The sequence below is a fragment of the Treponema sp. OMZ 857 genome (assembly GCF_024181085.1).
GTDB lineage: Bacteria > Spirochaetota > Spirochaetia > Treponematales > Treponemataceae > Treponema.
Map to the genome: position 1 here is coordinate 2,350,222 of NZ_CP051147.1, position 22,748 is coordinate 2,372,969.

Consider the following 22,748-nt stretch of genomic DNA (forward strand, 5'->3'; position numbering starts at 1 on the left):
TACGATACGGAGTATACTATGAATATAGCTATTATTTATGGCGGAAGATCGGGTGAGCATGAGGTATCGCTAGTCTCCGCTTCTTTTGTTGTCCGTGCTATCGGCAGCGAACATACCGTACATTTAATCGGCATTACCAAAAACGGCGAATGGTATTTGCAGCCGGAGTCCCTTTTGGAACATATCCGCAAGGATACGGACGCGGTACTAACAATAGAACGCAATAAAACCGCCCGGGTTGCTGTCATTCCGGGCGGAGGCACTGCATCCGGTTTATCCGTAAATGGCAAACCGATTACAGCGGATGTTGTTTTTCCGGTGCTGCACGGCAGCTTCGGAGAAGACGGCACCATCCAAGGTTTATTTGAAATGGCTGACCTTCCGTATGTCGGCGGCGGTGTGCTTGCAAGCAGCGCAGCGATGGATAAAGAAAAAACAAAGATAATCTGGCAGCATGAGCAGTTACCGATTGTGCCGTTTCTCTGTGTAAGAAAATTCCAATGGGATAACCCGAAAGAACGCGAACGTTTCATCACTCAGGCGGAAAAAGAATTGGAATACCCGCTGTTTATAAAACCTTGTAGGGTCGGCAGTTCCGTCGGCGCCGGTAAAGCGGCAAATCGCACCGAGCTGTTGCAAAAGATGCAGGAAGCCTTTCTCTGGGATAGCAAAGTACTGATCGAAGCGTGTATTGCCGCGCGCGAAATCGAATGCTCCGTAACCGGCAATGACGAATGCGTGGTCTATACGCCGGGAGAAATTATCCCCTCTCACGAATTTTACGATTATGATGCAAAATATACTGATCCTAACGGCGCGCAGCTGAAAATTCCTGCCGATATCGACGACGAACAGCGCCGAGAAATCCGTAGCATTGCAGGCAAAGCCTACCGAGCGCTGGATTTAAGCGGCTTATCACGGGTTGACTTCTTTATAGATAAAAAAACAAAGAAAATCTATTTGAACGAAGTAAACACTATTCCGGGCTTTACCGCTATTTCGATGTTTCCCAAGATGTGCGAAGCGTCGGGGATGCCGTACCGGGAACTGATCATGCATTTGTTCGATCTTGCGATAGAGCGGTTTAATTCTTCGCGGCAAATTAGAACGGATTGGAAGTAAAAGCGGACGTGTACTCGCCGGAAAAAAGCGTGTGAAAGGTTACTGCCCTGTAGAGAAGCCGCACGAAAACAATGGGCGGCTTCTCCTAAGTAAAATTGTTGATTAAACCTGTTCGGAAACGCAGTTATTGGACAGGTCTATTTACTATGAACGCGTCCGATAATAATCTTCTTTTGACTTTCAAGACTCTGTTGAGGCCGCAGGTAAATTCTTGTCATAAAGATGACAAAGAACAGCGCCGCAACAACAATACCGACCGCATACGAAATCGTAATTCCCTGCATACCAAGCCGAACCAGATTGAAACACTCCGGTGCATACATCAGATAGGTAACGGAAACAGCCGACATAAAGGTTGCGGGAATAACCGCGATCCAGCAGCGGTTCCGGTTAGGATAGTTTGTCGCAAGATAAGCGCCGCCCGTCCATAAGACAATCATCGCAAGTGTTTGGTTCGACCACGAGAAATAGCGCCATACAACATTGTAGTTGATGAGCGAAATACAGTATCCGACCAGCAGCAGCGGCACCGCGATTGAAAGCCGTGTTTTCAGATTCTTTTCGTCGAGTTTAAACCAGTCGAAGATAATCATACGAGCACTGCGGAACGCGGTATCGCCCGACGTGATCGGACACGCGATAACGCCGACCATTGCGATTGCACCACCGACTGTTCCGAGAAGACCGGTACAGATGGTGTATACCGACTTTGAATTTCCGCCGCCGATCTCGAGGAGGGCTTTAAGACCGGTACCCGATCCGTCTTTGTTCCAAAAGAAAGCGATTGCTGCCGACGCCCATACCATTGCGATGATACCTTCGGCAACCATTGCGCCGTAGAAAACCCAACGGCCTTCTTTCTCATTTTTTAACGTACGTGAAACAATCGGGGACTGCGTTGCGTGGAAACCGGAAATAGCGCCGCACGCTACCGTAATAAACATCAACGGCCAAATGGGGCGCTGAGTCGCGCTTGGATACAGGTTTTCGAATGTCAGCTCCATCATAGGACGGGTACCGCTGTTCAGTATTGTTGCAACCGAAACACCGACAGCCATTAAAATCAGGAAAATACCGAAAATCGGATAAAGGCGTGCAATAACCTTATCAACCGGAAGAAGGGTCGCAAGGAAATAGTATACAAGAATGATAATTGTCCATACTTTTACATTGAGCCACTCCGGAGTTAACAGCGCAAGAAGCCCCGCCGGTCCTACCATAAATACGACACCGACCATAACGAGCAACACCAAACCGAATACACGCATGATGTTCTGCATCGTATGACCTAAGTATTTACCGGTGATTTCGGTAATACTGGCGCCATCGTTCCGCACCGAAAGCATACCGGAAAGATAATCGTGTACACCTCCGGCAAGCAGCGTACCGGCAACGATCCAAAGGTAAACGCTCGGCCCCCACAAAGCGCCGGAAATTGCGCCGAAGATCGGCCCTAAACCGGCAATATTCAAAAGCTGGATTAAAAAAGCTTTCGGCTTTGAAATCGGCACATAGTCTATCCCGTCAGGATTAGCCATAGCCGGAGTCCGATTGGCTTCATTCGGACTAAACACTTTTTCTACAAACGTTCCGTACACCAAGTAACCGACAATGAGTGCTGCAATACACAGCAAAAACGTTACCATAAAGAGTATCCTCCTGTGAATTGGATTTATGAATGACCCTTGAGCTTGCATTACCATTGAGTCATTATATATAAAGTATAAATCCGTTTTTCCCGCTTGTAAATAAAAAAATGGAATTTTATTGCACGCGCAAAGATATTAAAAAATCGGCGCGGATAGCCAAATATAAATCCCACACCGATCCGTTTTCATCCACCTTAATTCCTACACAACTTCCGCCATAATCCGCCGGACTATATGCAGCATTGTTCCAGTGTCGCTCTGTCGATTAAAGAAGGAACAACCCCTACTCGCGTTGTCGAAAATCCGGCGGCATAAAGTGCATACGGCAATGCGTCAGACAAGCTTTTTTGTTCGGATAAAAAGACGGCCAGTGCCGCAATAAAGGCATCGGCAGCTCCGGTTGTATCGATGGGTTTGAATATATCGACAGCTGGGAACCATCGCTCGTATTCGGAAGTTCGTACATAACAGCCATCGCTGTCAAGCGTTACGATAACCGTCTTGACGCCTTTTTCCAAAAACCATGCAGCTTTTTCTTCCAATGTTCCGGCAATGGGACACAGTCTGTATAATTCTTTACGGTTCGGAATAAAATAATCCAGTTCCGGTAAAAGTTCTTCCGCTATTTCTTTTACGGCGGAAGGTTTCAGCATAATTGCAACGTTATATTTTCGTGCGGTTTCAATCGTCTTTTTAACTGCTTCCATCGGTATTTCGGTTTGCAACAAACAAAAAACTGCATCGGTAAAGAGCTGTTCACTGCGGTATATTGAATCTGCAGAAATCGTTTCATTAGCACCGCCGTATAATACGATACCGCTTTCTCCATCACCTTGGATATGAATATAGGCTTTACCGGTAGAATGCTCTTCGTCCACATGCACAGCCGTTGCATCAACGCTGTTATCATGTAAGAGGTTCAAAATCATATCACCATCAAAGTCCCTTCCGACATTGCCGACCAGCGACACCTTGGCACCGAGTTTCGCCGCACCGACCGCTTGATTTATCCCCTTGCCGCCCGGTATTATCGAAACACTTTCAGCAGAAATGCTTTCTCCGGTCTGAGGATAATTGTTTACGGTAAGCAAGATATCCATATTGATACTGCCTACAACGATGATTCGTTTTTTGCGCAAGGGTGCAGGCAGATCAATGCTTTTGTAATGATTACAAGTAAATGCTTCGGTATATGCCGGTATATCCGTTGCTTTCTTTTCGATTTTATCTATTAAATATCGGCATACAAAGACTCCGAAATGAAATAAGGAAAGCGGAATCGCCGATATGGGCGGAAAGGGTTTGATATACTCCGCATCGTCGATACAGATAATGGAAAGATCCTGCGGTATCCGGAATTTATGTACCGTTGCATACTCATACGTCGTTACCGCCGTATCCCAATCACAGCAAATAAGTGCAGAACAATTATGTACCGAAAGCGCTTCCTGGACATTTTTACATTCAACATATAAACAATGGTGATCGAATAGACACCGTTCAACGCCTTGCCGTATGGCATATTCTTGCATATCGGTTCCGTCATACACACAGCGTATTTTCGTATGTCCCAACCGTAGCAATATATCTGCTGCGGTATATCCCGCTTTTTGGTAGTCATAGAGCACACCGTTGAAACCGGCGGCATCAGTATTCAGTGCTGCAAACGGAATACCGCTTTTATGCAGCACCGCTGCCGTTCCGGAACTATCGCATTCTGCAACAATACCGGCACTATCATTTTCTGCAGCAACTTCGACGGGTTCCCATAAAACCGCTTCTGCCCTATTCTTACATAAGGCGGCAATGTGTTTTGATTCGCTTTCCGCAGAAGTAGAAAGGCATACCTGTACTTGGTACCCTTGCCGTTCAGCTTCATGCAAAAAACCGTTTGAGATCGATTGCCGTTTTTTTATACCCGACAGTACAAGCCCCAATAAAAAGCTTTTTGAATTCGTATTATTTTTAATAAAATCATAGGGAGTGTACCGGTATTCCTTAACGATTTTAAGCACTCGTTCGCGCGTTTCAGACTTTATCCCCTTATCCTTTCCGTTGATAATTTTTGAAACCGTCGAAACGGAAACACCGGCAAGCTCGGCTATATCATTTATCGTCAAAGGGTACCTCTGCCGCCGAGGGGATTGAGGTTTGCGCTCCCTTACGGGTAACAACAATTGCTGCGACCTCATTTGCATAGCGGACAGCCTGCAGTAGCGAAGAACCGGACGCAAGCCGAACCGCAAGCGCAGCCGTAAAAGAATCACCGGCGGCTGTCGTATCGACAACGGGAACGGAACGAGCAGGTACAAGATGCTTCCCCTCCGATTCGGAATTTACAAAAGCACCTTTTTCGCCGAGTGTAACAATAACATTCTTTACACCTTTTGTACGCAGCATATCGGAAGCACTTTCATAGTCCGAAACATCTTTGCCCGTCAGTAATGAAAGTTCCGTTTCGTTCGGTTTGATAATATCAATGTATGCATAAAGTTCGGAAGGAAATACCCTCGGTGCAGGAGCGGGATCAAGAATAAATGTCTTGCCTAATTCTTTTGCCCTGCGGGCGGCGTACAGTACCGTTTGTATCGGTATTTCCAGCTGACACAATATGATATCACAGTTGTGCAGCAAATCGTCGTTATCGGCGATATCTTTTTCGGACAGTGTTTTATTAGCACCGGGAACAACAACAATACTGTTATCGCCCGCATCATTTACCGTTATCCACGCGAGTCCTGTTGCGCAATCGGTGCGTACTAACAGATGGGAAATATCAACGCCCGCAGACTGCAAGCTTTTCCTTTCGATTTCAGCATAGCGGTCTGCACCGACCGCGCCGAACATAACCGTTGGCGCGCCCAGCTTACCGGCTGCGTATGCTTGGTTCGCTCCTTTCCCACCCGGTATCATATCAGCAGTTTCCGCTAAAATCGTTTCGCCTGCTACGGGTATATGCGGAACACGAACTACCATATCGGCATTTAAACTGCCGATAACCAATATCTTTTTCATCTTCATGCTTCCTGTTATTTTATGTATACGCCATACAGCATTGCTCAAGCAGCCGGACAAAACCTTCTCGATCGATATCCATACAAGCTGTAACATTCGGTTTTGGTCTGTTATTATTTACCCGCTTATCTGCAAGCGTCATACCGGCGGTATACTTTCCTTGCGTCTCGATAACAACATTGTAATCGCATACTTTAAACAACTCAGGTTTGATCAAATACGCAATAGTACACGCATCGTGGATAGGTGCGCCTTGGAATCCCAAATCAGAGTGAAAGCGGCCGAAGAAATCGAGCAACTCTGCAACCAGCACGGCAACCCGTTTTTCGGATTTACGCAGTCTTTCTATTTCTTCCGAAAAGATCATTGCTTTTTCGGTTACATCAAGTCCGCACATCACAATGGGAATACCGCACGAAAATACAATATGTGCCGCTTCGGGATCGACAAGAATATTAAATTCCGCTGCAGATGACCAATTACCGTGATCGATACCGCCGCCCATTAAACATATCTGCTTGAGATTTTTTTTCACATCGGGATATGCTAACAGCAAAATTGCAAGATTCGTCAACGGCCCTGTTACGACAAACGTTACCGGTTCGGGACTTTCAGAGATAAGCCGGCGGTGCAGTTCCCATGCGGATTCAGGCACACCGGTATAATCCGTCTCCGGCAGAACCGGCCCATCCAACCCTGATTCACCGTGCACACTCGGTGCTACTTCCAATCTTCTGACGAGCGGATACGATGCCCCTTTTGCAAGCGGCGGAGCTTTCCCTAAAAACGAAATAATCTTGCGTGCATTAGTATATGTTTTTTCAATAGTTTGATTACCGGCGCTGACACTGACACCCAACACTTTGAGCTTTTCGGATGCAAACGCCATGATCAATGCTATTGCATCATCATGCCCGGGATCGCAGTCAATTATAATCGGTATTTTATTGTCCATAGTTTTCTCCTTCAAGCAATTTGCGCTTTCCTACCGCGCTTCCGCCATGCTGAAAATACAATCAGTCCGATAACGGTTGAAATATAGGGAACGGTTTTTATGAATTCGTCAGGGATGCTCATCGCCGCTAAGACATTCGACAAGGCATCGGCAAAGCCGAAAAACAAGGCTGCAAACATCGTCGGCACCGGAGCCAAACGTCCCATTGCCGCAGCAGCCAACGCAATAAAACCGCGCCCCGCTACCATGCCCTTTGTAAAGGTGCTCATGTATGCCATCGAAAGGAATACACCGCCTAACGATGCCAAAAATCCGCTGATAAGCAATGCGATAACTCTGGTCTTACGAATGGGTATCCCGACGGATTCCGCTGCATCGGGATTTTCGCCTACGCAGCGAATGTGCATACCAAGCTTTGTTTTATACAGCAAAAACCAGACGGCAAATACCGTAAAAAACGCAATGTATGTCAACACGTTTTGCCCCGACAGAATGCTGCCTAACACGGGAATAGCGGCGATACCCGGTATAACCACTTTAGGAAACACCAATGAAACTAAGGAGGATGTACTGCCTTTATCGTGAATCAGCACATACATAATAAATACCGTTCCGCCTGCGGCCAATGTGTTTAACGCAATACCGGATAAAATGATGTCTGTTTTTAGATACAACGCAAAGTAAGCCAGTAACACAGCAATTAATAAACCGCCGCCTAACGCAATTAAAAAGCCTATAAACAAACTGCCGGTTAAGCCGGTACCCAGCGCTCCGAATGCCGCGGCAAAAAGCATAATGCCTTCCAATGCTATATTCGATGCACCTGAATTTTCCGCAACCACCGAAGCTTGCGCGGCAAACAATAGCGGAGTCGTAACACGCAAAACGGAATAAGCAAACTCCGCAGTTAAAATATAACTCAAAAAGTTATCCATCTAAGCCGCTCTCCTGTTGCATTTTAATGAGTGCTTTCTGCCGCCATTTACTTAAAAAGGCCTGAGCTGCGGCAAGCATTATAATAACACCTTGAATGATTGAAACCATTTCTGCAGTAACGTCCGTAGATGTCGCCATCTTATCGGCACCGATTTTTAAATACGCCAAAAAGAAAGCAGCAATCGGAATATAGTGCGGTTTATTTTTTGCAAGAATAGCGACAACGATACCGTCAAACCCGTACCCAGGCAAGCTTTGCCATTGGAACCGGTCATACATTCCCAATACCTCAACCGAACCGCCGACACCCGCAATAAAACCGCCGATAAGCTGTGAGTATGCAATAATTGCCGTCGTGTTTAAGCCGGCATAACGGGCAAAGCGGATATTCCTTCCGGTTTGCATCAGACGATATCCCCATGCCGTACGGCGGATAAACAATACGGTCAGCACTACTACGGCGCACAATATCAACAGTCCGAAGTGCAATCGCATTCCGGGAATAAGACGTGCCAATTTTGCATTGGCAGGAATCAGGTACGTCGCCATAAATCCTGCCGACGGATCTTTAAAGGTCGTATTGGCAAAATATTTGGTTATGTAAAAGAATACATAATTCAACATTAAAGACGAAACCAACTCATTTGCATTCCATCGCTGCTTTAAAAAAGCCGGAACCCAGCAAACGACAGCACCGCATAACCCTCCGATAATAATCGATACAAGCGGTGCAATAACAGGTGGCAGCGGTATAAGCAATGCGGTAAATACTGCAACGGCGCCACTCACATAAAACGCCCCTTCCGCACCCATATTAAACATATCTGCGCTGAACATAACGGCAACTGCAAGACCGGTAAAACTGAGCGGAATACATAACTCAAGTACGTTACCGAAACGGCGTGCCGATTCAAGCGGCCCTAAAAAGAGCTTTGAAAAAGCGAGCAGCGGTTCTTTACTGACAAATAAAATAATAAGAAACGATAAGAGCACCGCAATACCGATCGCTGCAGCAAACCGTATCAATTCAAATCTTTTTTCAAATGAAAGGCGTCCTATTAATTTCATCGTAAACATCCTGCAAGTTCGTGTGCACCTTGCTTTTTTAAGCCGAGCATATACTCTCCCAACTCAGTTTCGCTCACCATACCGGCATCCGGAAAATATGCTGTAATTTCACCGCCGTACATTACAACCAAACTGTCGCTGATTTCCAGAATCTCCGCCAAATCTGCCGAATTCACCAAAATAGCAGCACCGTTATCGCGCATTTCAATAATCTTTTGATGAATAAACTTTGCAGCGCCGATATCAACACCTCTTGTCGGTTGATCTGCGATAATACATCCTGCCGAGGTTGAAAATTCGCGTGCAATAATAACCTTTTGCATATTTCCACCGCTCAGCATTTTTACCGGCACATCGGCACTTTTTGTTTTAATCATAAATTGGTTGATAAGCGTATCAGCCCATTGTTTTATTTCATTCTTCTTTAGAATGCCCTTATGTACAAAGCGCTCATCTTCCGTAAAGACGGCAAATAAATTTTCTTGAATGGAAGCAGTTACCGCCGTTCCTACTTTTATTCTATCCTGCGGTATATAGGAGATACCTTCTTTTCTGATTGCAGCAATACTGCGCGATGTTATATCTTTACCGTTTAACATTACGCTTCCTTCAGTACAGTGCTGCAATCCGGTTATGGTATCGATCAACTCTTTTTGCCCGTTCCCTTCAACACCGACAATACCGAGAATTTTCCCCGCAGGTAAATCAAAACTCACATGCTTGAGTATGGGACGCCCGGCATCATCATCCATACATACATCCCGCAATTTTAAGACGGTCTCTCCGGGAACGCTTGGTTGTTTTTCTATTTCCCAATGTATATTTTTACCGACCATAAGGTTCGATATTTCTTTTTCAGAAATTTCTCCGGCGGAATACACGCCGACGGAAGTACCGTTACGCAATACGGTTATCCTTTCGCATATTTCTTTAACTTCATTTAATTTATGACTGATAAATATAATCGTACATCCCGAATTCCGCAGCTCTTTTAATTCAACAAATAATTCTTCCGTTTCTTGCGGAGTTAATACAGCGGTCGGTTCATCCAAAATTAAAATGCGCGCACCTTTATATAACGCCTTCAGAATTTCTACTTTCTGGCGCGTCCCTATGGGCAAATTTTTAATCTTTTCTTTCGGGTCAATAACAAAATGATATTGATTGATAATTTTTTGAGCCTGTTCGTTCATGAGTTTTTCACGAAGCAACGGGCCTTTTCCGGGTTCCATTCCAAGGCAGATATTTTCTGCAACACTCATCGATTCGACAAGCATAAAGTGCTGATGTACCATACCGAATCCGTGACGAATAGCGTCAAGCGGGGATTTGATATGCGATTCATTTCCATTATATAAAATCGTACCTTCAGTCGGTTGCTCAATACCGAATAATATTTTCATCAAGGTACTTTTACCGGCGCCGTTCTCACCGACAAGGGCATGAATTTCTCCGGCACGAACCGAAAAATTGACACGCCTATTAGCCGTAACACCGTTAGGATATATTTTTGAAATATCCTTCATTACTAAAATATCATCTGCCGTACTTTCAACATTCATTCGGATAGTCTCCGCATAAGCACGGAAAGTGAGGCCGGGGATTCCCAAAAAGTTAGTTATGTTCGAGACATCCCCAGCTTCCGTGCAATGCTTTTTTAATTATGGGCGAGCGGAATCGATATATGCTGTTATATCGGCTTGCTTCATTCCGAATGCTGTCTTAACTGCAATCTTTCCATTTCTGATTTGGGTTTCATACTCGGAAATATGCTTGCGAACTTCGGCAGGAACTTTCGCCTGATACACTTCATTATCTGCAAGACCAACGCAACCTTCATTTATTCCCAATGCTACACGTTTTCCCCATACCAGTGTATTGCTTTGTATTTCTTTCATTGCAAGATACATGGACTTATCAACGCGTTTCAGCATCGAAGAGATAATGAGGTTTGATAAAACAGGATCGGTCTGCTTGTACAGCATAGCCTGATCGCTATCCACACCGATAATGAATTTATTCTTTTCCTTTGCAGCCTGCAGCGCACCTTCTCCGGCATTCGATGCGCAAACAAAGATAATGTCGGCACCCATCTGATACTGTGTCAACGCAAGTTCTTTTGCTTTTGCAGAATCGCTGAAATTTCCGACAAAAGAAGAAATGATTTTAATATCGGGAGAAACGGTTTTTGCACCTTGTATAAAACCGACTAAGAAATCGAGGATAACGGTATTATCCATACCGCCGATAAACCCGATTTTCTTCCCCTTTGTCATTTCAGCGGCAAGTACGCCTGCAAGGAATGAGCCTTCATTCTGCTTGTATTCTATCGAATAGGTATTTTTGAACAGCCCTGCAGAATCGGAAGCATAATCCATTGCCGTATCGTAGACGATAATTTTTTGATTCGGATAATCTTTTGTTATCTTTGATACAAGCGCCTGCATTTGCCATGTTCCGCAAAAAATAATATCGTGCTTTTCATCACAAAGATCACGCAATGCAGGTTCCCATTTTGAGTCATCATACCCGACTTCAACTACCTTGGTTTTGCAATGCAGTTCATTTGCGATCATCTTCATACCGTTGTTTGCGGAATCATGGAAAGACTTATCTCCAAGGTTTCCATTGATGATCAGCGCGACACTCGGTTCCTTTGAACCGCTGTTCTCTTTTGCACCGAAAGCAAACATAGACATGCCTAACAGTACAAACAGACCGACAGAAAGAATCTTTTTCATACATCCTCCAATTGTTTTACGACCGATACGGTCTTGTTAATAAGTTCTTGCAAACTTACCGTTTTATTTCCTCGTAAATAGGTTATAATTTCATCGCCAAAAGGATCCGTCCAGTGATCTTCGATTCCCTTTGTACCTAACTTTGCACCAAGTGCAGCGCCCAGCTGTGCGGCATTACAATCGACATCTTGACCGCACATCGCGATATAGTGCATGACATCGTTAAAATTATCTTTGCCGAAATACAACGCAACTACTTCTGCCGCTGCATTCGGATACGCATGGATCCAGTTATACCGCTTGTATTTTTCTTCGCATGCCGCCCATGCCTCATAAAAATCCTGCTTTTTCATACACTGCGCTAATGCAAAGTGAAGCACGGAGGCATATTCAGAATCCTTAGGAATATAGGAAACGGCTTTTTCCAAACATCTCCGCATAGGATCTTCCCCGTATGCAAGGCTGACCAAAACGGCGTTAAACACCTCTCCGAGAATTCCATTCCCGTGGTGCGAAATTTCCGCATCGCGCCATGCAAGCAGTGCAGCCTTACGAGGATTTAACGGAGCTACCTGACCGCACACGGCGCCCCGCATTTGTGCACCGATCCATTCACGATAGGGATTCCTAAACCAACCGCTTTCCGGAGGATACATCCCTCTACGTAAATTATCCAATGCAACCTGTTCGGCAGACCAACCGCAGGGTATTAACTCCAGCCATTGGTCGGCAATATCGGCACTTGTCGGCATCCCCTGTGCTTTGCAGCACGCCTCGAGAAATGCAATTTCGTATGTTATATCATCATTGTAAGTATTCGGGTTACGCACATAAGTACGGATTTCGCCGAATTTTTTCTTCAGCTGTGCCGTTGTATACCCTTCAAGCGCCGTTCCCAAACCACCGCCGCATAAACGGCCGAGCCATGCAGCCTTTGTTTTATCGTACAACACGGCATTCGGCAGTGTTTCCGCGGCTGATTCGGGAAACTCGATTACTTTTTCATATTCATTGAAGCTTTGATACAGCTTACTTTTCCAATAGTCACTTGAGGTATCGCTCGGGCACATAAAAAGGATATTAAATATGCGGGCAGTGATCCTTTGCAGCGCCTTCATATCATTCCGTTTTAGCGCATCAAGCCCTTCAGGAATCAACTCCTCTGCGGCACTCACATCGCACCCCAGCGCTTCTATGGACTGAACCGCGGCGATCACCACACTTTCAGGGGCATGAGAGCCAGGCACATGACTTGCCCAGTACACACGGAGCATATTGTCCACCTGCTTTTCAGCGGCATTCGACGCCTCCCATGTTTGCTCGTCTTCCGATAGCACCACCGGAACGGCATTTTTTGTTAAATCATAAATATATTCCCACGCTTTCATATCATCCTCGCATCGAATCTAACTTTATGAAAACATTTTTAGAAAACATTTTCATAACTTTACATACAGGATACACCCCAAAATTCCATCTGTCAAATGTTTTTTTACAAAGTATCGAATTATCGGACAGTATTTTATTCGTGCGGAGGATTCAATACCCACCTTTTCTCGGCAACGCTCTGCGTCGGGGGTGTTGATTTACGGCGTTTCATAATTTAAAATCATTGGCGCCTGTTTTATCGTTGAGTTCATAAGAGTAGTTTTAGACGGGCATCTCTCAAAGCTCATCGAGTTTTTAGAGATGCCCAGCAATAATGAGGAAGGATAGACCGGCGCTGCAGAAACACGCATTCATTTCTACCGCGCCGCAGAAAAATTATTTATTCATAAATTTGAGCAGGTCGATAACGCGGTTGGAATATCCCCATTCGTTATCATACCATGACACTACTTTAAAGAAGCGCTTTTCGCCCGGAAGGTTATTCTGGAGCGTTGCCTTGCTGTCGTAGATGGAAGAACGCTTGTCGTGAATAATATCGGTGGAAACGATTTCTTCGTTGCAATAGCCTAAAATTCCCTTCATATAGGTTTCGGAGGCTTTCTTGAATGCTGCATCGAGTTCTTCGATCGAAGTATCTTTTGTTGCGCGGAAAGTTAAATCGACAACCGAACCGGTGGGGGTCGGTACGCGGAATGACATACCGGTCAGCTTGCCCTTTGTTGAAGGCAATACTTCACCGACAGCCTTTGCCGCGCCGGTCGTCGACGGAATAATATTGATAGCAGCAGCCCGTCCGCCGCGCCAATCTTTCATCGAGACACCGTCAACGGTCTTTTGTGTTGCGGTGTAAGAGTGGATCGTTGTCATCAGTCCCGTTTCAATTCCGAAACCTTCTTTTAAGATGACATGGACGATGGGAGCCAAACAGTTGGTGGTGCAGCTCGCATTGGAAACAACGTGATGCTTTGCGGGGTCGTATTCGTTTTCGTTGACACCCATAACGATTGTCTTAATGGGCTTTGCGGCATCGGCACTCTTGCCGGGTGCGGAAATAATAACCTTCTTTGCACCTGCTTCCAAATGCCCGTACGCTTTTTCGTTCGTATAAAGACCGGTACTTTCGATAACGACATCGATACCCAATTCCTTCCACGGGAGCTGTGCAGGAGTTAAGCCTTTACCGGAGACGCATTTAATTTCATGTCCGTTGATAACGAGTACATCTTCGCCTTTTGTACCGATTTCGGCATTCATCTTGCCTTGTACGGAATCATACTTGAGCTGATATGCAAAATACTTTGCATCGGTTGAAAGATCGACAACCGCAACGACATCAAATTTATCCTTTCCAAGCAAATTCTGTTCAACCAGAGCCTGGAACACGAGCCGGCCGATTCTGCCGAATCCGTTAATAGCTACTTTCATATTTATCTCCTTAGCAAGAATTTCGAACACACTGAGCACGACCTATTAGACAATGCTGCGGCTGCGCTTTGTGTTCTATAAATCTTTTTTTAACTGTAAATAAAAAGAGTACGGTTGTCAATATCGCGCATTGCATCACATTAAATCTAACCGAAAAAGAAGCGGTGCATCACGTAAAAATCTAACCCAAAATAGAAGCCCAAAGGAAGGGCACAATGGGGTTAGACATGAAAACGAAAAAGAAATTAACCGAAGAGACGGCGAAGCGTTACTGTACGGCAAGCAAAAAGAACAAGACGAAAATAATCGATGAGTTTATCGCAACAACCGGTTACAATCGAAAGTATGCCATTCACGTTCTGAAAAACAGTGCATACGTAAAGGTCACGCACTTTAACAATGTCGCAAGACAGAGCGTACAGGTCATTACAAAGACACGTAAAAAGCGGAACTATGAAAAATACTACGGTCAAGACGTACAACAAGAAGTCATCCGGCTATGGATTTTTTCGATGTATCTGTGTTCAAAACGGCTCGTGCCGTTCATTCGGGATAATATCGATTACTTTACTCAAAAGTTCGGCTATGATGAAAAACTGAAAGCAAAACTCGCCCGCATATCAAGCGCGACAGTCGGCAGGATTCTCAAACCGGAAATCCCAAAACATTCCATCCGCGGTATTTCAACAACACGACCGGCAAAGAATCTTAATAAGCTCATTCCCATCCGCACCTTTTTCGATTGGGATGAACGTAAGCCGGGTTTTTTTGAGGTTGACACCGTTGCCAACTGCGGCATAAGTACCCAAGGACAGTATATTTGCACGCTTACCCTTACCGATGTCCATTCCGGCTGGACAGAAACAAGAGCCCTTTTAAACAAAGCTCATCGTTGGGTAAAAGAAGCAATAGAAGATGTGAAAGAGAAGCTCCCCTTTCAGATGAAAGGTATTGATAGCGACAACGGAAGTGAGTTCAAAAATACACAGCTGTTGCAATGGTGTAAAAGTAATGAAGTTATTTTCACTCGGAGCAGATCATATAAAAAGAATGATAATTGTTTTGTTGAACAGAAAAATGACAGTGTCGTAAGACGCATCGTCGGTTACTATCGCTTTGAGGGAGAAGCGGCACGAGCGGTCATGGCTAACCTTTATCAGCAGTACAATGCACTCGTCAATTTCTTTTTTCCCTCGATGAAAATTATTTCAAAAAAACGGATAGACGCAAAGGTCATAAAAAAATATGATACGGCAAAGACGCCGTATTGCAGGCTGATGGAAAGCTCTGATGTAAGCGAGGCGGTAAAAGCTGAGCTGTGCCGCAGGAAGAACAACTTGGATTTACAACAGCTGCTTGAAACAACGCAATACTTGCAGCGTAAACTTATCTCTATGGCCCAGCCTTGGACATAGAGTGCTATGGTTAGATTTTTACTTGAGTAACCGCAATCCTTTCGGTTAGATTTTTACGTGAGTAAATACGTATCGTATAATTCAGGACAGCCGCACCGGATTCTTCTTTAATATAAAAGATATTTCTTGCGTATGTCGCTGAACTGCTTTGTCTCTTTTTCGATACGGGTGAAATAATCCTGTGCGGTTTGCGAAGGATTGGTGAGCTGTGTACAACCTGTTAATAAATGCAAACCGCAGTATTTTTTACCTGCATTGTTTATCGTAAACTTGTCGGGATAGAGGCGCTTGATTTCGTAGAACATGGCGATTGCCGTTTTAACAGGGGCAAAACTGCGGCGGTCGGTAACGGCGATCTGTACTCCTCCGCAGAGCTGCCCCGTATAGAGCGAAAGCGATGGGGTAAAAAACGCGGGCAAAAAGCGCACTCCTTCCAAGCCTAATCGGTTCAGTGAATCGGCTAAACGGTACGCATCGATGTAGGGCGCCCCGAGGTACTGAAACGGCATTGTCGTTCCCCGCCCCACCGAAAGATTGGTTCCTTCAAATAAACAGACGCCCGCATACACGAGTGCTGTCTGCGGCGATGGAATATTGGGAGACGGCGGTACCCATATTAGAGGCAGCTCGTCAAAGTAGGTTGTTCTGTTCCAACCTTCCATCGGGATTACCGTTAAATCACAGCGAATACCGTATTCGGTGTTGAAGAGCCGGGCAAGCTCCCCAACCGTCATACCGTGCCGCTGTACGATGGGGAAATATCCCGTAAAGGAACGGTATTCAAGTTCCAGCATATTTCCTTCGACAGTATCGCCGATTGGGTTCGGGCGGTCGAATACGACAAATTGTTTTTTATGGCGCGCACATTCTTCCATCGCGTATGCCATGGTGGAAATATAGGTGTAGAAACGAGCACCGACATCTTGAATATCAAAGCAGAGGATGTCGATATCTTTCAACATCTCCGGCGTCGGCCGCTTGGTATTTCCGTAAAGGCTGTATACCGGAAGTCCCGTCCGCGGATCGGCGCTGTGCCCGATGGACGCCCCCTCCCGTTCGTTGCCCTGTATACCGTGTTCAGGTGAAAAAAGCGCCGTAAGCTGCACCGACCGGCTTAACAGCACCGCGGAGGGCGTTCCGTCGGAATCGATACCGGTTTGGTTGGTAATCAACCCTACCCGCTTCCCAGCAAAAACGGCGCGGTACTCCGGCAGCCGCTCAATCCCCAATTTCAGCCGATTCTCTGCCGTAGCTTCTTGGCATACAATACAAAATAAAAAGAAGAATACCGCCGCCGTCTTCAGTTGGTGTAAATGGCATACAGACGTTTTCATAAGGGGATACAACCCAAATATATTTCTCATTGGGAGTATTATAGAATACCTTCACGCTTTGTTAAACCGGTATGGAAATTTTCAATGTGATGCAGTATGCTTAGTGCTAAAGCACCCAAATACGGGTGAAACATATATCAGGAGGAAAAAATGAATACTGATACCACAAGAACGCGAAAGTTCTTTAACCGGATTACGGTAGCGGTGTTAGCCGTTATCGTATCGTTACTATGTACTGCGTGTCCTCAAAATGGGGCACCCGGCAACAACACGCCAAGCTACACACAGGTACCCTTTGCACAGTTAGACAACTACCTTAACACAACAGCTTCTGACAGCACGGTAAACTACATCGAAGTAACAGGGCTTACAAAAGAGAAATTAGTGGGAACAAAAACAGAAGTAAGTCCTCTCGGCAAAATTCTTAACGAACATCCTTCTAAAAAAGTTGCGCTTAAATTCGGTACTAAGATAGAAGAGTTGGAAGATATGTATAAGACTTTTACTGGCTGCACAAACCTTATACGAGTTTCTGGATTACCCGAAGGGGTTATATATATGACTTATTGCTTTGCGGACTGTGAAAACCTTATGCAAGCACCGGTAATCCCGAAAAGTGTTGAGGGCATGTATCAAAGCTTTTACGGCTGCACCAGTCTTAAAACTATTGTACTGAAGTGTAACTATAATCCCGAAAAAGATGAAGACAATGATCCGTATTTCGAAGATGCCTTTGCTGGCTGTACGGCTTTAACGGCAGGCGGTATTAAGGTTCCTGCAGGACAGCTGGCAACGTACCAAGCTAATGCAGCCGTTATGGGCGTTACGGAGGATAAGTTTGCCGCCGAATAAGGTAAAACTTTTCGATATTTAAGAAAAATTATTTTTACGCGGGTAAAACTATAGGCTTCTCTCAACACTGCAGGCTTTAAACAGGGCAACCGCACCGGAAATATTTTAAACGGTTGCCTTCCGTCTGTGCGAAATTTCATAGGTATAAGGTGAGCGTCTACAATGACGCCGCTCACCTTAACCGTCAAGTTTTCTTTCGAAAACTTGCGTATTGATGTGTGCGCTTTTCGCGCACGAATGCAACAGTTTCCAAAATTCATATTTTGTTCAACTGTTGCATTTTAAGGAAATAAAATTTCGCACATTTTTCCTAGCAGACGGGTGAACACATCAGGCTGAGTATATAAAATCGCAGAATTATTGAGGTCGTGAGACCATTTGAACCGCGAAGAGGTTCAACTCTGGTTGAACAGCCTCAATAATTCTGCGGGGGTCGTAAAAAAGGCCCAATATGGTTACCCTGATTCTGTGAGCCCTATAGCAGAAACCATCCGTTTTAAGTATACTAGCGCTTAATTATGGAAGATAAAACGCAGGAAATGGAGCGGATTCAAGAACTGCTCGACAATAGGCACTATGTAGCTTTAATTGCAGAACTCGCTGAGATGAATGCGGTCGATGTAGCGGAAATATTGGATAAAGAAAATGCGGCAAATGCGGTGTTTCTTTTCAGAATGCTTCCGAAAGACCTTGCTGCCGAGGTATTCGCACTCCTTTCGAGCGAGCAGCAAAGCGCATTTATTTCATCGATTACAGATAAAGAACTCGGCCCTATTCTGGACGAACTTGCGTTTGACGATGTCGTAGACCTTGTGGAAGAGATGCCTGCGAATGCCGTCAGAAAGATTTTAGCAAACTCCGGCGAAGAAGAACGCAAACTCATCAATCAATTCCTCAAATATCCTCCCGACTCTGCCGGAAGCCTGATGACGATTGAATATGTCAGTCTTAAAAAGACAATGACGGTAAAACAGGCACTGGACTACATCAGAGAGACGGGGCTAAAAAAAGAAACGATTTATACCTGTTACGTGACCGATGCCAACAGAGTGCTTGAGGGCATCGTTTCATTAAAAGAGCTTGTGTTGGCGCCTGAAGACGAGCTAATCGAAAATATTTTTGAAAGCGAATGTATCTATGTAAACACCCACGATGACCAAGAAAGCGTTATTGCGGTTTTTAAGAAGTACGCATTCCTCGCCCTGCCTGTTGTCGATGCGGAAAAACGGCTGATCGGTATTATCACCGTTGACGACGTCATGGATGCTATGGAACAGGAAGCTACGGAAGACTTCCAGATCATGGCCGCTATGCAGCCGTCCGAAGACGCTTACCTGAACACCGGTGTTTTTAAACTTGCCAAGCACCGCATCGGCTGGCTGATGCTCCTAATGGTTTCGGAAACCTTTACCGGCAAGATTATCGAACACTACACTGAACTGCTGGCAACGCTTACCATACTCACTTCATTTATCCCCATGCTGATGGATACCGGCGGAAATTCGGGAAGTCAGTCATCGACGTTGATTATCCGCGGGCTTGCTACCGGTGAAATTCAGCTGCGTGACTGGGCAAAAGTTTTGTGGAAGGAACTCCGTATTGCGATTATGGTGGGAGCGCTGCTCGGACTGACCATTTTTATAAAATCTTATTTTTTAGACGGTAAACCGATTCTTGTCTCTGCCAGCGTCGGTTTAACGCTTGTGGTAACCGTTACGATTGCAAAACTTACCGGAGGACTCTTACCGATTCTTGCAAAAAAACTCCACATGGATCCCGCAATTATGGCAGGGCCGCTCATCACCACAATTGTAGATGCGGTCAGCCTTATTGTCTATTTTAAGATCGCAGGTTTCCTGTTATTTTAAAAGGTAATATGATCGGGATTGTATGAAATGGTTTGAACGCTTCCGATACCGTACATTTTCTCAGACTGCATCCGTAGAGGAACTGTTGGTTGAAGTTTTTAGAAAAACCATTCATCTGTCTTCTGCGTTAACCGTTGTCTTTGCAGAACACTGGTATACACTTACGATTGCCGGTATTGCCGCTATGAGTACGCTCTACTGTATTTCCGAATTTCTCCGTATACGCGGCTATGAGCTTGGTATCATTGCGCATATCACCCGTTACGCATCACGGAAACGTGATAAAGGGCGGTTCGTCTTAGGGCCGCTGACACTTGCCGGCGGGATACTCCTTGCACTGCTGCTCTTTCCCATGCATACGGCAAAGATTGCCATATTTGCACTTGCTTTTGGGGATGGGCTTGCGAGCCTTGTCGGAAAGCGTTTCGGTAAAATCCGATTAACTTTTTTTAAAGACAAAACCGTTGCCGGAAGTTTAACTTGTTTTGTAGCCGTGTTCCTTTCATCCTTTGCCGTCAGCGGGAATTTTTGGAAAAGCCTTATACTCGGTATTGCCGGAGCCGGTATCGAAATGCTGCCGCTTAAAGATTATGACAACCTTTTGATACCGGTTACTATCGGTTTTCTTGCCTTACTTCTCCATGCGTAAGCTATTGCCACAAATAAAATTGATGAATTGCTTTCAGAAAAAAGAAGCCTGCTGCCAGCAGCGCCCCGATACCAAGCACGGTGAAAAACCATGAGCCGGTATACAGCAAGAGCGTATATGCAATTAACATTACCAATAGTCGAATTGCCGCCTTCCGGTACTCGGTAATGCTGCGGTAGATACCGACCAGCAAAAACGATACGACCGCCAATGCACAGACAATCCCGCTAAAGGAATAAAGAAGATAGCGATAGGAGCGGGAAAACGAAAAAAACGAGACCGTATGAATGGTATCGATCGGAATAACATGGGATAATGCAAAGGCGATAAAGCTCAACAAGAAAATAATAGATCCCGTTTCCCGCGTAAAAGTCTTATGAGCAAAGAGACTTGAGGTTAAAAGTGCCAAACATGCCCCAAACCGGAAAAAGAAAATAATTCGCGCAACGGAAGCCGTAAAAACAGCTAAGAGCGGATACCGCACTTGCAACGGAAAAAGAAGCTGTAACGCTTCAACGGATAACGCGAAAATAAACAAACTGAAAAACGAAATCTCCAGCGCATGGGTTTTTTCAAAAAGAAAGAAAACACAAATAAGCAGTACTAACGCTATCAGCGGAAACGCAGTGATACCGATCATAACTGCATAATTATTATAGGCAAAAAACGGAAGCCTTAATAATCGAAAAGTACTTTCCGAAGCTGTCGGCAGTTCTGCGAGTAAATTGTGCGCGGCAATAACAATACAGCAGCTTATGCTTCCGACTACCATGAGCGCAGCAATACAAATACCGAAAATTAAGATTCTATTACGTCCGGCTATTGTCATAGAAGTTAGTATAGTTGGAAAACCGCTTCTCTGTCAAATATGCGTTCAGCCTTCTCCTAATGATAAGATTCCTAAAAAAAAGTCAACGAGCAAAAAAATTTTATTGCGGAAACAAATGTTTCGTGGTACACTGGTAATAACGCTGATTGGTACTCATTTATTCTAAAAGGAGGATACTTTATGGAAAAACTCTTTCAGCTTCAAGCGCACAAAACAAATGTGCGTACTGAAATCATTGCAGGTTTAACCACATTCCTTGCAATGGCGTATATCCTTGCCGTTAACCCGCTCATTTTAAGTGATGCAGGCTTAAATCCCGGCAGCGTATTTACGGCTACCGCATTATCTGCGGCAGTCGCAACCTTGATGATGGCAGTACTTGCCAATCTGCCTGTTGCTCTCGCCCCTGGTATGGGGTTAAATGCTTTCTTCACGTATACCGTTGTTATCGGAATGAAGTATTCGCCCGCAATGGCATTGACAGCAGTATTCCTCGAAGGTTTGCTGTTTATTCTGCTTTCTTTTTTCAATGTACGGGAAGCGATCGTCGAATCAATCCCGATCAATCTGAAAAAAGCAGTTGCAGCAGGTATCGGTCTTTTCATCACCTTAATCGGTATGAAAAATGCGGAAATTATCGTTGATAACCCCGCAACATTAGTCGGTCTCGGCAACGTTACGTCGGGTCCCGCCCTATTAGGAATTATTGGCTTGGTGATTACTGCAGTATTGTATGTTCTGCACATCCCCGGCTCAATTCTTCTTGGAATTTTGATTACTACCGTAATCGGTATTCCGATGGGCGTTACCGTACCGTTCGGCGGTTGGGAAAATTGGTCAATCGTAAGTGCTCCTGCAGCTCCTATTTTCTGGAATTTTGATTTCAGCAATATTCTCAGCTTCCAGTTCTTTACGGTATTCTTCTCATTCTTGTTTGTTGATATTTTTGATACGGTCGGCACGTTAGTCGGTGTCAGCAACCGGGCAGGACTCACCGACAAGAATGGCAACATTCCGCGTGTAAAACAGGCATTGCTTTCCGATGCTGTCGGAACCGTCTTCGGCGCTATGCTGGGTACTTCTACGGTTACCAGCTTTGTCGAAAGTACTTCCGGTGTAGCAGCCGGCGGACGCACCGGTTTAACAGCGCTGACAACCGGTGTATTCTTCTTAATTGCACTGGTATTTTCACCGCTCTTTCTGCTTATTCCGTCAGCGGCAACAGCTCCGGCTTTGATTATCGTCGGATTCCTTATGTTGAGTGCGGCAGCCGAAATCGATTTCACAGATCCTACGGAAGGTATTCCGGCGTTCTTAACAATCGTTATGATGCCGTTTGCATACAGCATCGCCGAAGGTATCGTTTACGGTATCCTTTCCTACGTTATTTTGAAGGCAGCAACCGGCAAGTTTAAGCAAATCCCAATTGTTACATGGGTATTGTTTATTATCTTCATCTTGAGAATTGTTCTCCATTAAGCTATCCCACAATTAAAAATAT

Annotated in this window: 18 protein-coding genes; 6 read left to right on the top strand and 12 right to left on the bottom strand. The window is 45.1% G+C overall.

The window, feature by feature from the left end; all coding sequences use genetic code 11:
* Window positions 1-18: 18 nt before the first annotated feature.
* Window positions 19-1,122: a D-alanine--D-alanine ligase family protein gene (locus E4N66_RS10570; protein WP_253673809.1), complete on the top strand. Its 1,104-nt coding sequence runs from the start codon at window positions 19-21 to the stop codon at window positions 1,120-1,122.
* Window positions 1,123-1,259: 137 nt separating this feature from the next.
* On the opposite strand, the gene E4N66_RS10575 is transcribed toward E4N66_RS10570, so the two are convergent.
* The 10 genes from E4N66_RS10575 to gap form a co-directional block, all read right to left on the bottom strand.
* Complete coding sequence (locus E4N66_RS10575; protein ID WP_044013802.1) at window positions 1,260-2,768, bottom strand: carbon starvation CstA family protein; 1,509 nt, start codon at window positions 2,766-2,768, stop codon at window positions 1,260-1,262.
* A 233-nt stretch (window positions 2,769-3,001) separates the two neighbouring features.
* Window positions 3,002-4,891 carry a PfkB family carbohydrate kinase gene (locus E4N66_RS10580; RefSeq protein ID WP_253727989.1) on the bottom strand — a complete coding sequence of 630 codons (1,890 nt, stop codon included), beginning with the start codon at window positions 4,889-4,891 and terminating at the stop codon, window positions 3,002-3,004.
* Window positions 4,878-5,786, bottom strand: a complete 909-nt coding sequence (rbsK, locus tag E4N66_RS10585; protein ID WP_253727990.1) for a ribokinase — start codon at window positions 5,784-5,786, stop codon at window positions 4,878-4,880. Before rbsK ends, E4N66_RS10580 begins: the two co-directional genes overlap by 14 nt.
* Before the next feature lie 19 nt (window positions 5,787-5,805).
* Window positions 5,806-6,741, bottom strand: a complete 936-nt coding sequence (locus tag E4N66_RS10590) for a nucleoside hydrolase (protein WP_253727991.1) — start codon at window positions 6,739-6,741, stop codon at window positions 5,806-5,808.
* An 11-nt stretch (window positions 6,742-6,752) separates the two neighbouring features.
* Window positions 6,753-7,676, bottom strand: coding sequence for an ABC transporter permease (locus E4N66_RS10595; protein WP_016523145.1), 924 nt, complete (start codon window positions 7,674-7,676; stop codon window positions 6,753-6,755).
* A complete protein-coding gene (locus tag E4N66_RS10600; RefSeq protein WP_162664196.1) occupies window positions 7,669-8,745 on the bottom strand; it encodes an ABC transporter permease in 1,077 nt (358 codons plus the stop codon). Before E4N66_RS10600 ends, E4N66_RS10595 begins: the two co-directional genes overlap by 8 nt.
* A complete protein-coding gene (locus E4N66_RS10605; RefSeq protein WP_253727992.1) occupies window positions 8,742-10,307 on the bottom strand; it encodes an ABC transporter ATP-binding protein in 1,566 nt (521 codons plus the stop codon). The genes E4N66_RS10600 and E4N66_RS10605 overlap by 4 nt, the downstream gene beginning before the upstream one ends.
* A 99-nt stretch (window positions 10,308-10,406) precedes the next feature.
* The gene (locus E4N66_RS10610; RefSeq protein ID WP_044013816.1) at window positions 10,407-11,486 is read right to left on the bottom strand and encodes a BMP family ABC transporter substrate-binding protein; all 1,080 of its coding nucleotides are present in this window, start codon (window positions 11,484-11,486) and stop codon (window positions 10,407-10,409) included.
* Window positions 11,483-12,874 (bottom strand): ADP-ribosylglycohydrolase family protein, encoded by a 1,392-nt coding sequence (locus tag E4N66_RS10615; RefSeq protein WP_253727993.1) that lies wholly within the window; start codon window positions 12,872-12,874, stop codon window positions 11,483-11,485. Before E4N66_RS10615 ends, E4N66_RS10610 begins: the two co-directional genes overlap by 4 nt.
* 376 nt (window positions 12,875-13,250) lie before the next feature.
* The gene (gene gap / locus E4N66_RS10620) at window positions 13,251-14,300 is read right to left on the bottom strand and encodes a type I glyceraldehyde-3-phosphate dehydrogenase (RefSeq protein WP_253673805.1); all 1,050 of its coding nucleotides are present in this window, start codon (window positions 14,298-14,300) and stop codon (window positions 13,251-13,253) included.
* A gap of 215 nt (window positions 14,301-14,515) precedes the next feature.
* On the opposite strand from gap, the gene E4N66_RS10625 reads away from it, so the two are divergent.
* Window positions 14,516-15,715, top strand: coding sequence for an integrase catalytic domain-containing protein (locus tag E4N66_RS10625; protein WP_253727994.1), 1,200 nt, complete (start codon window positions 14,516-14,518; stop codon window positions 15,713-15,715).
* A gap of 107 nt (window positions 15,716-15,822) precedes the next feature.
* Here the strand turns inward: E4N66_RS10625 and E4N66_RS10630 are convergent, their stop codons facing one another.
* On the bottom strand, window positions 15,823-17,049 hold the full coding sequence (locus E4N66_RS10630; protein ID WP_253727995.1) for an exo-beta-N-acetylmuramidase NamZ family protein: 1,227 nt from the start codon (window positions 17,047-17,049) through the stop codon (window positions 15,823-15,825).
* 150 nt (window positions 17,050-17,199) lie between these two features.
* Between E4N66_RS10630 and E4N66_RS10635 the strand changes: the two genes are divergently transcribed.
* The 3 genes from E4N66_RS10635 (at window position 17,200) to E4N66_RS10645 (ending at window position 20,418) form a co-directional block, all read left to right on the top strand.
* Entirely contained in the window at window positions 17,200-17,901 is a 702-nt protein-coding gene (locus E4N66_RS10635) for a leucine-rich repeat domain-containing protein (protein WP_253727996.1), read from the top strand.
* Between the two features lie 518 nt (window positions 17,902-18,419).
* On the top strand, window positions 18,420-19,769 hold the full coding sequence (gene mgtE, locus E4N66_RS10640) for a magnesium transporter (protein WP_253673799.1): 1,350 nt from the start codon (window positions 18,420-18,422) through the stop codon (window positions 19,767-19,769).
* Window positions 19,770-19,791: 22 nt separating this feature from the next.
* Window positions 19,792-20,418 carry a diacylglycerol/polyprenol kinase family protein gene (locus tag E4N66_RS10645; RefSeq protein WP_253727997.1) on the top strand — a complete coding sequence of 209 codons (627 nt, stop codon included), beginning with the start codon at window positions 19,792-19,794 and terminating at the stop codon, window positions 20,416-20,418.
* A gap of 1 nt (window position 20,419) precedes the next feature.
* On the opposite strand, the gene E4N66_RS10650 is transcribed toward E4N66_RS10645, so the two are convergent.
* Window positions 20,420-21,247, bottom strand: coding sequence for a hypothetical protein (locus E4N66_RS10650; RefSeq protein ID WP_253727998.1), 828 nt, complete (start codon window positions 21,245-21,247; stop codon window positions 20,420-20,422).
* 180 nt (window positions 21,248-21,427) lie between these two features.
* Between E4N66_RS10650 and E4N66_RS10655 the strand changes: the two genes are divergently transcribed.
* Entirely contained in the window at window positions 21,428-22,726 is a 1,299-nt protein-coding gene (locus E4N66_RS10655) for an NCS2 family permease (protein ID WP_044013830.1), read from the top strand.
* Window positions 22,727-22,748 lie beyond the last annotated feature (22 nt).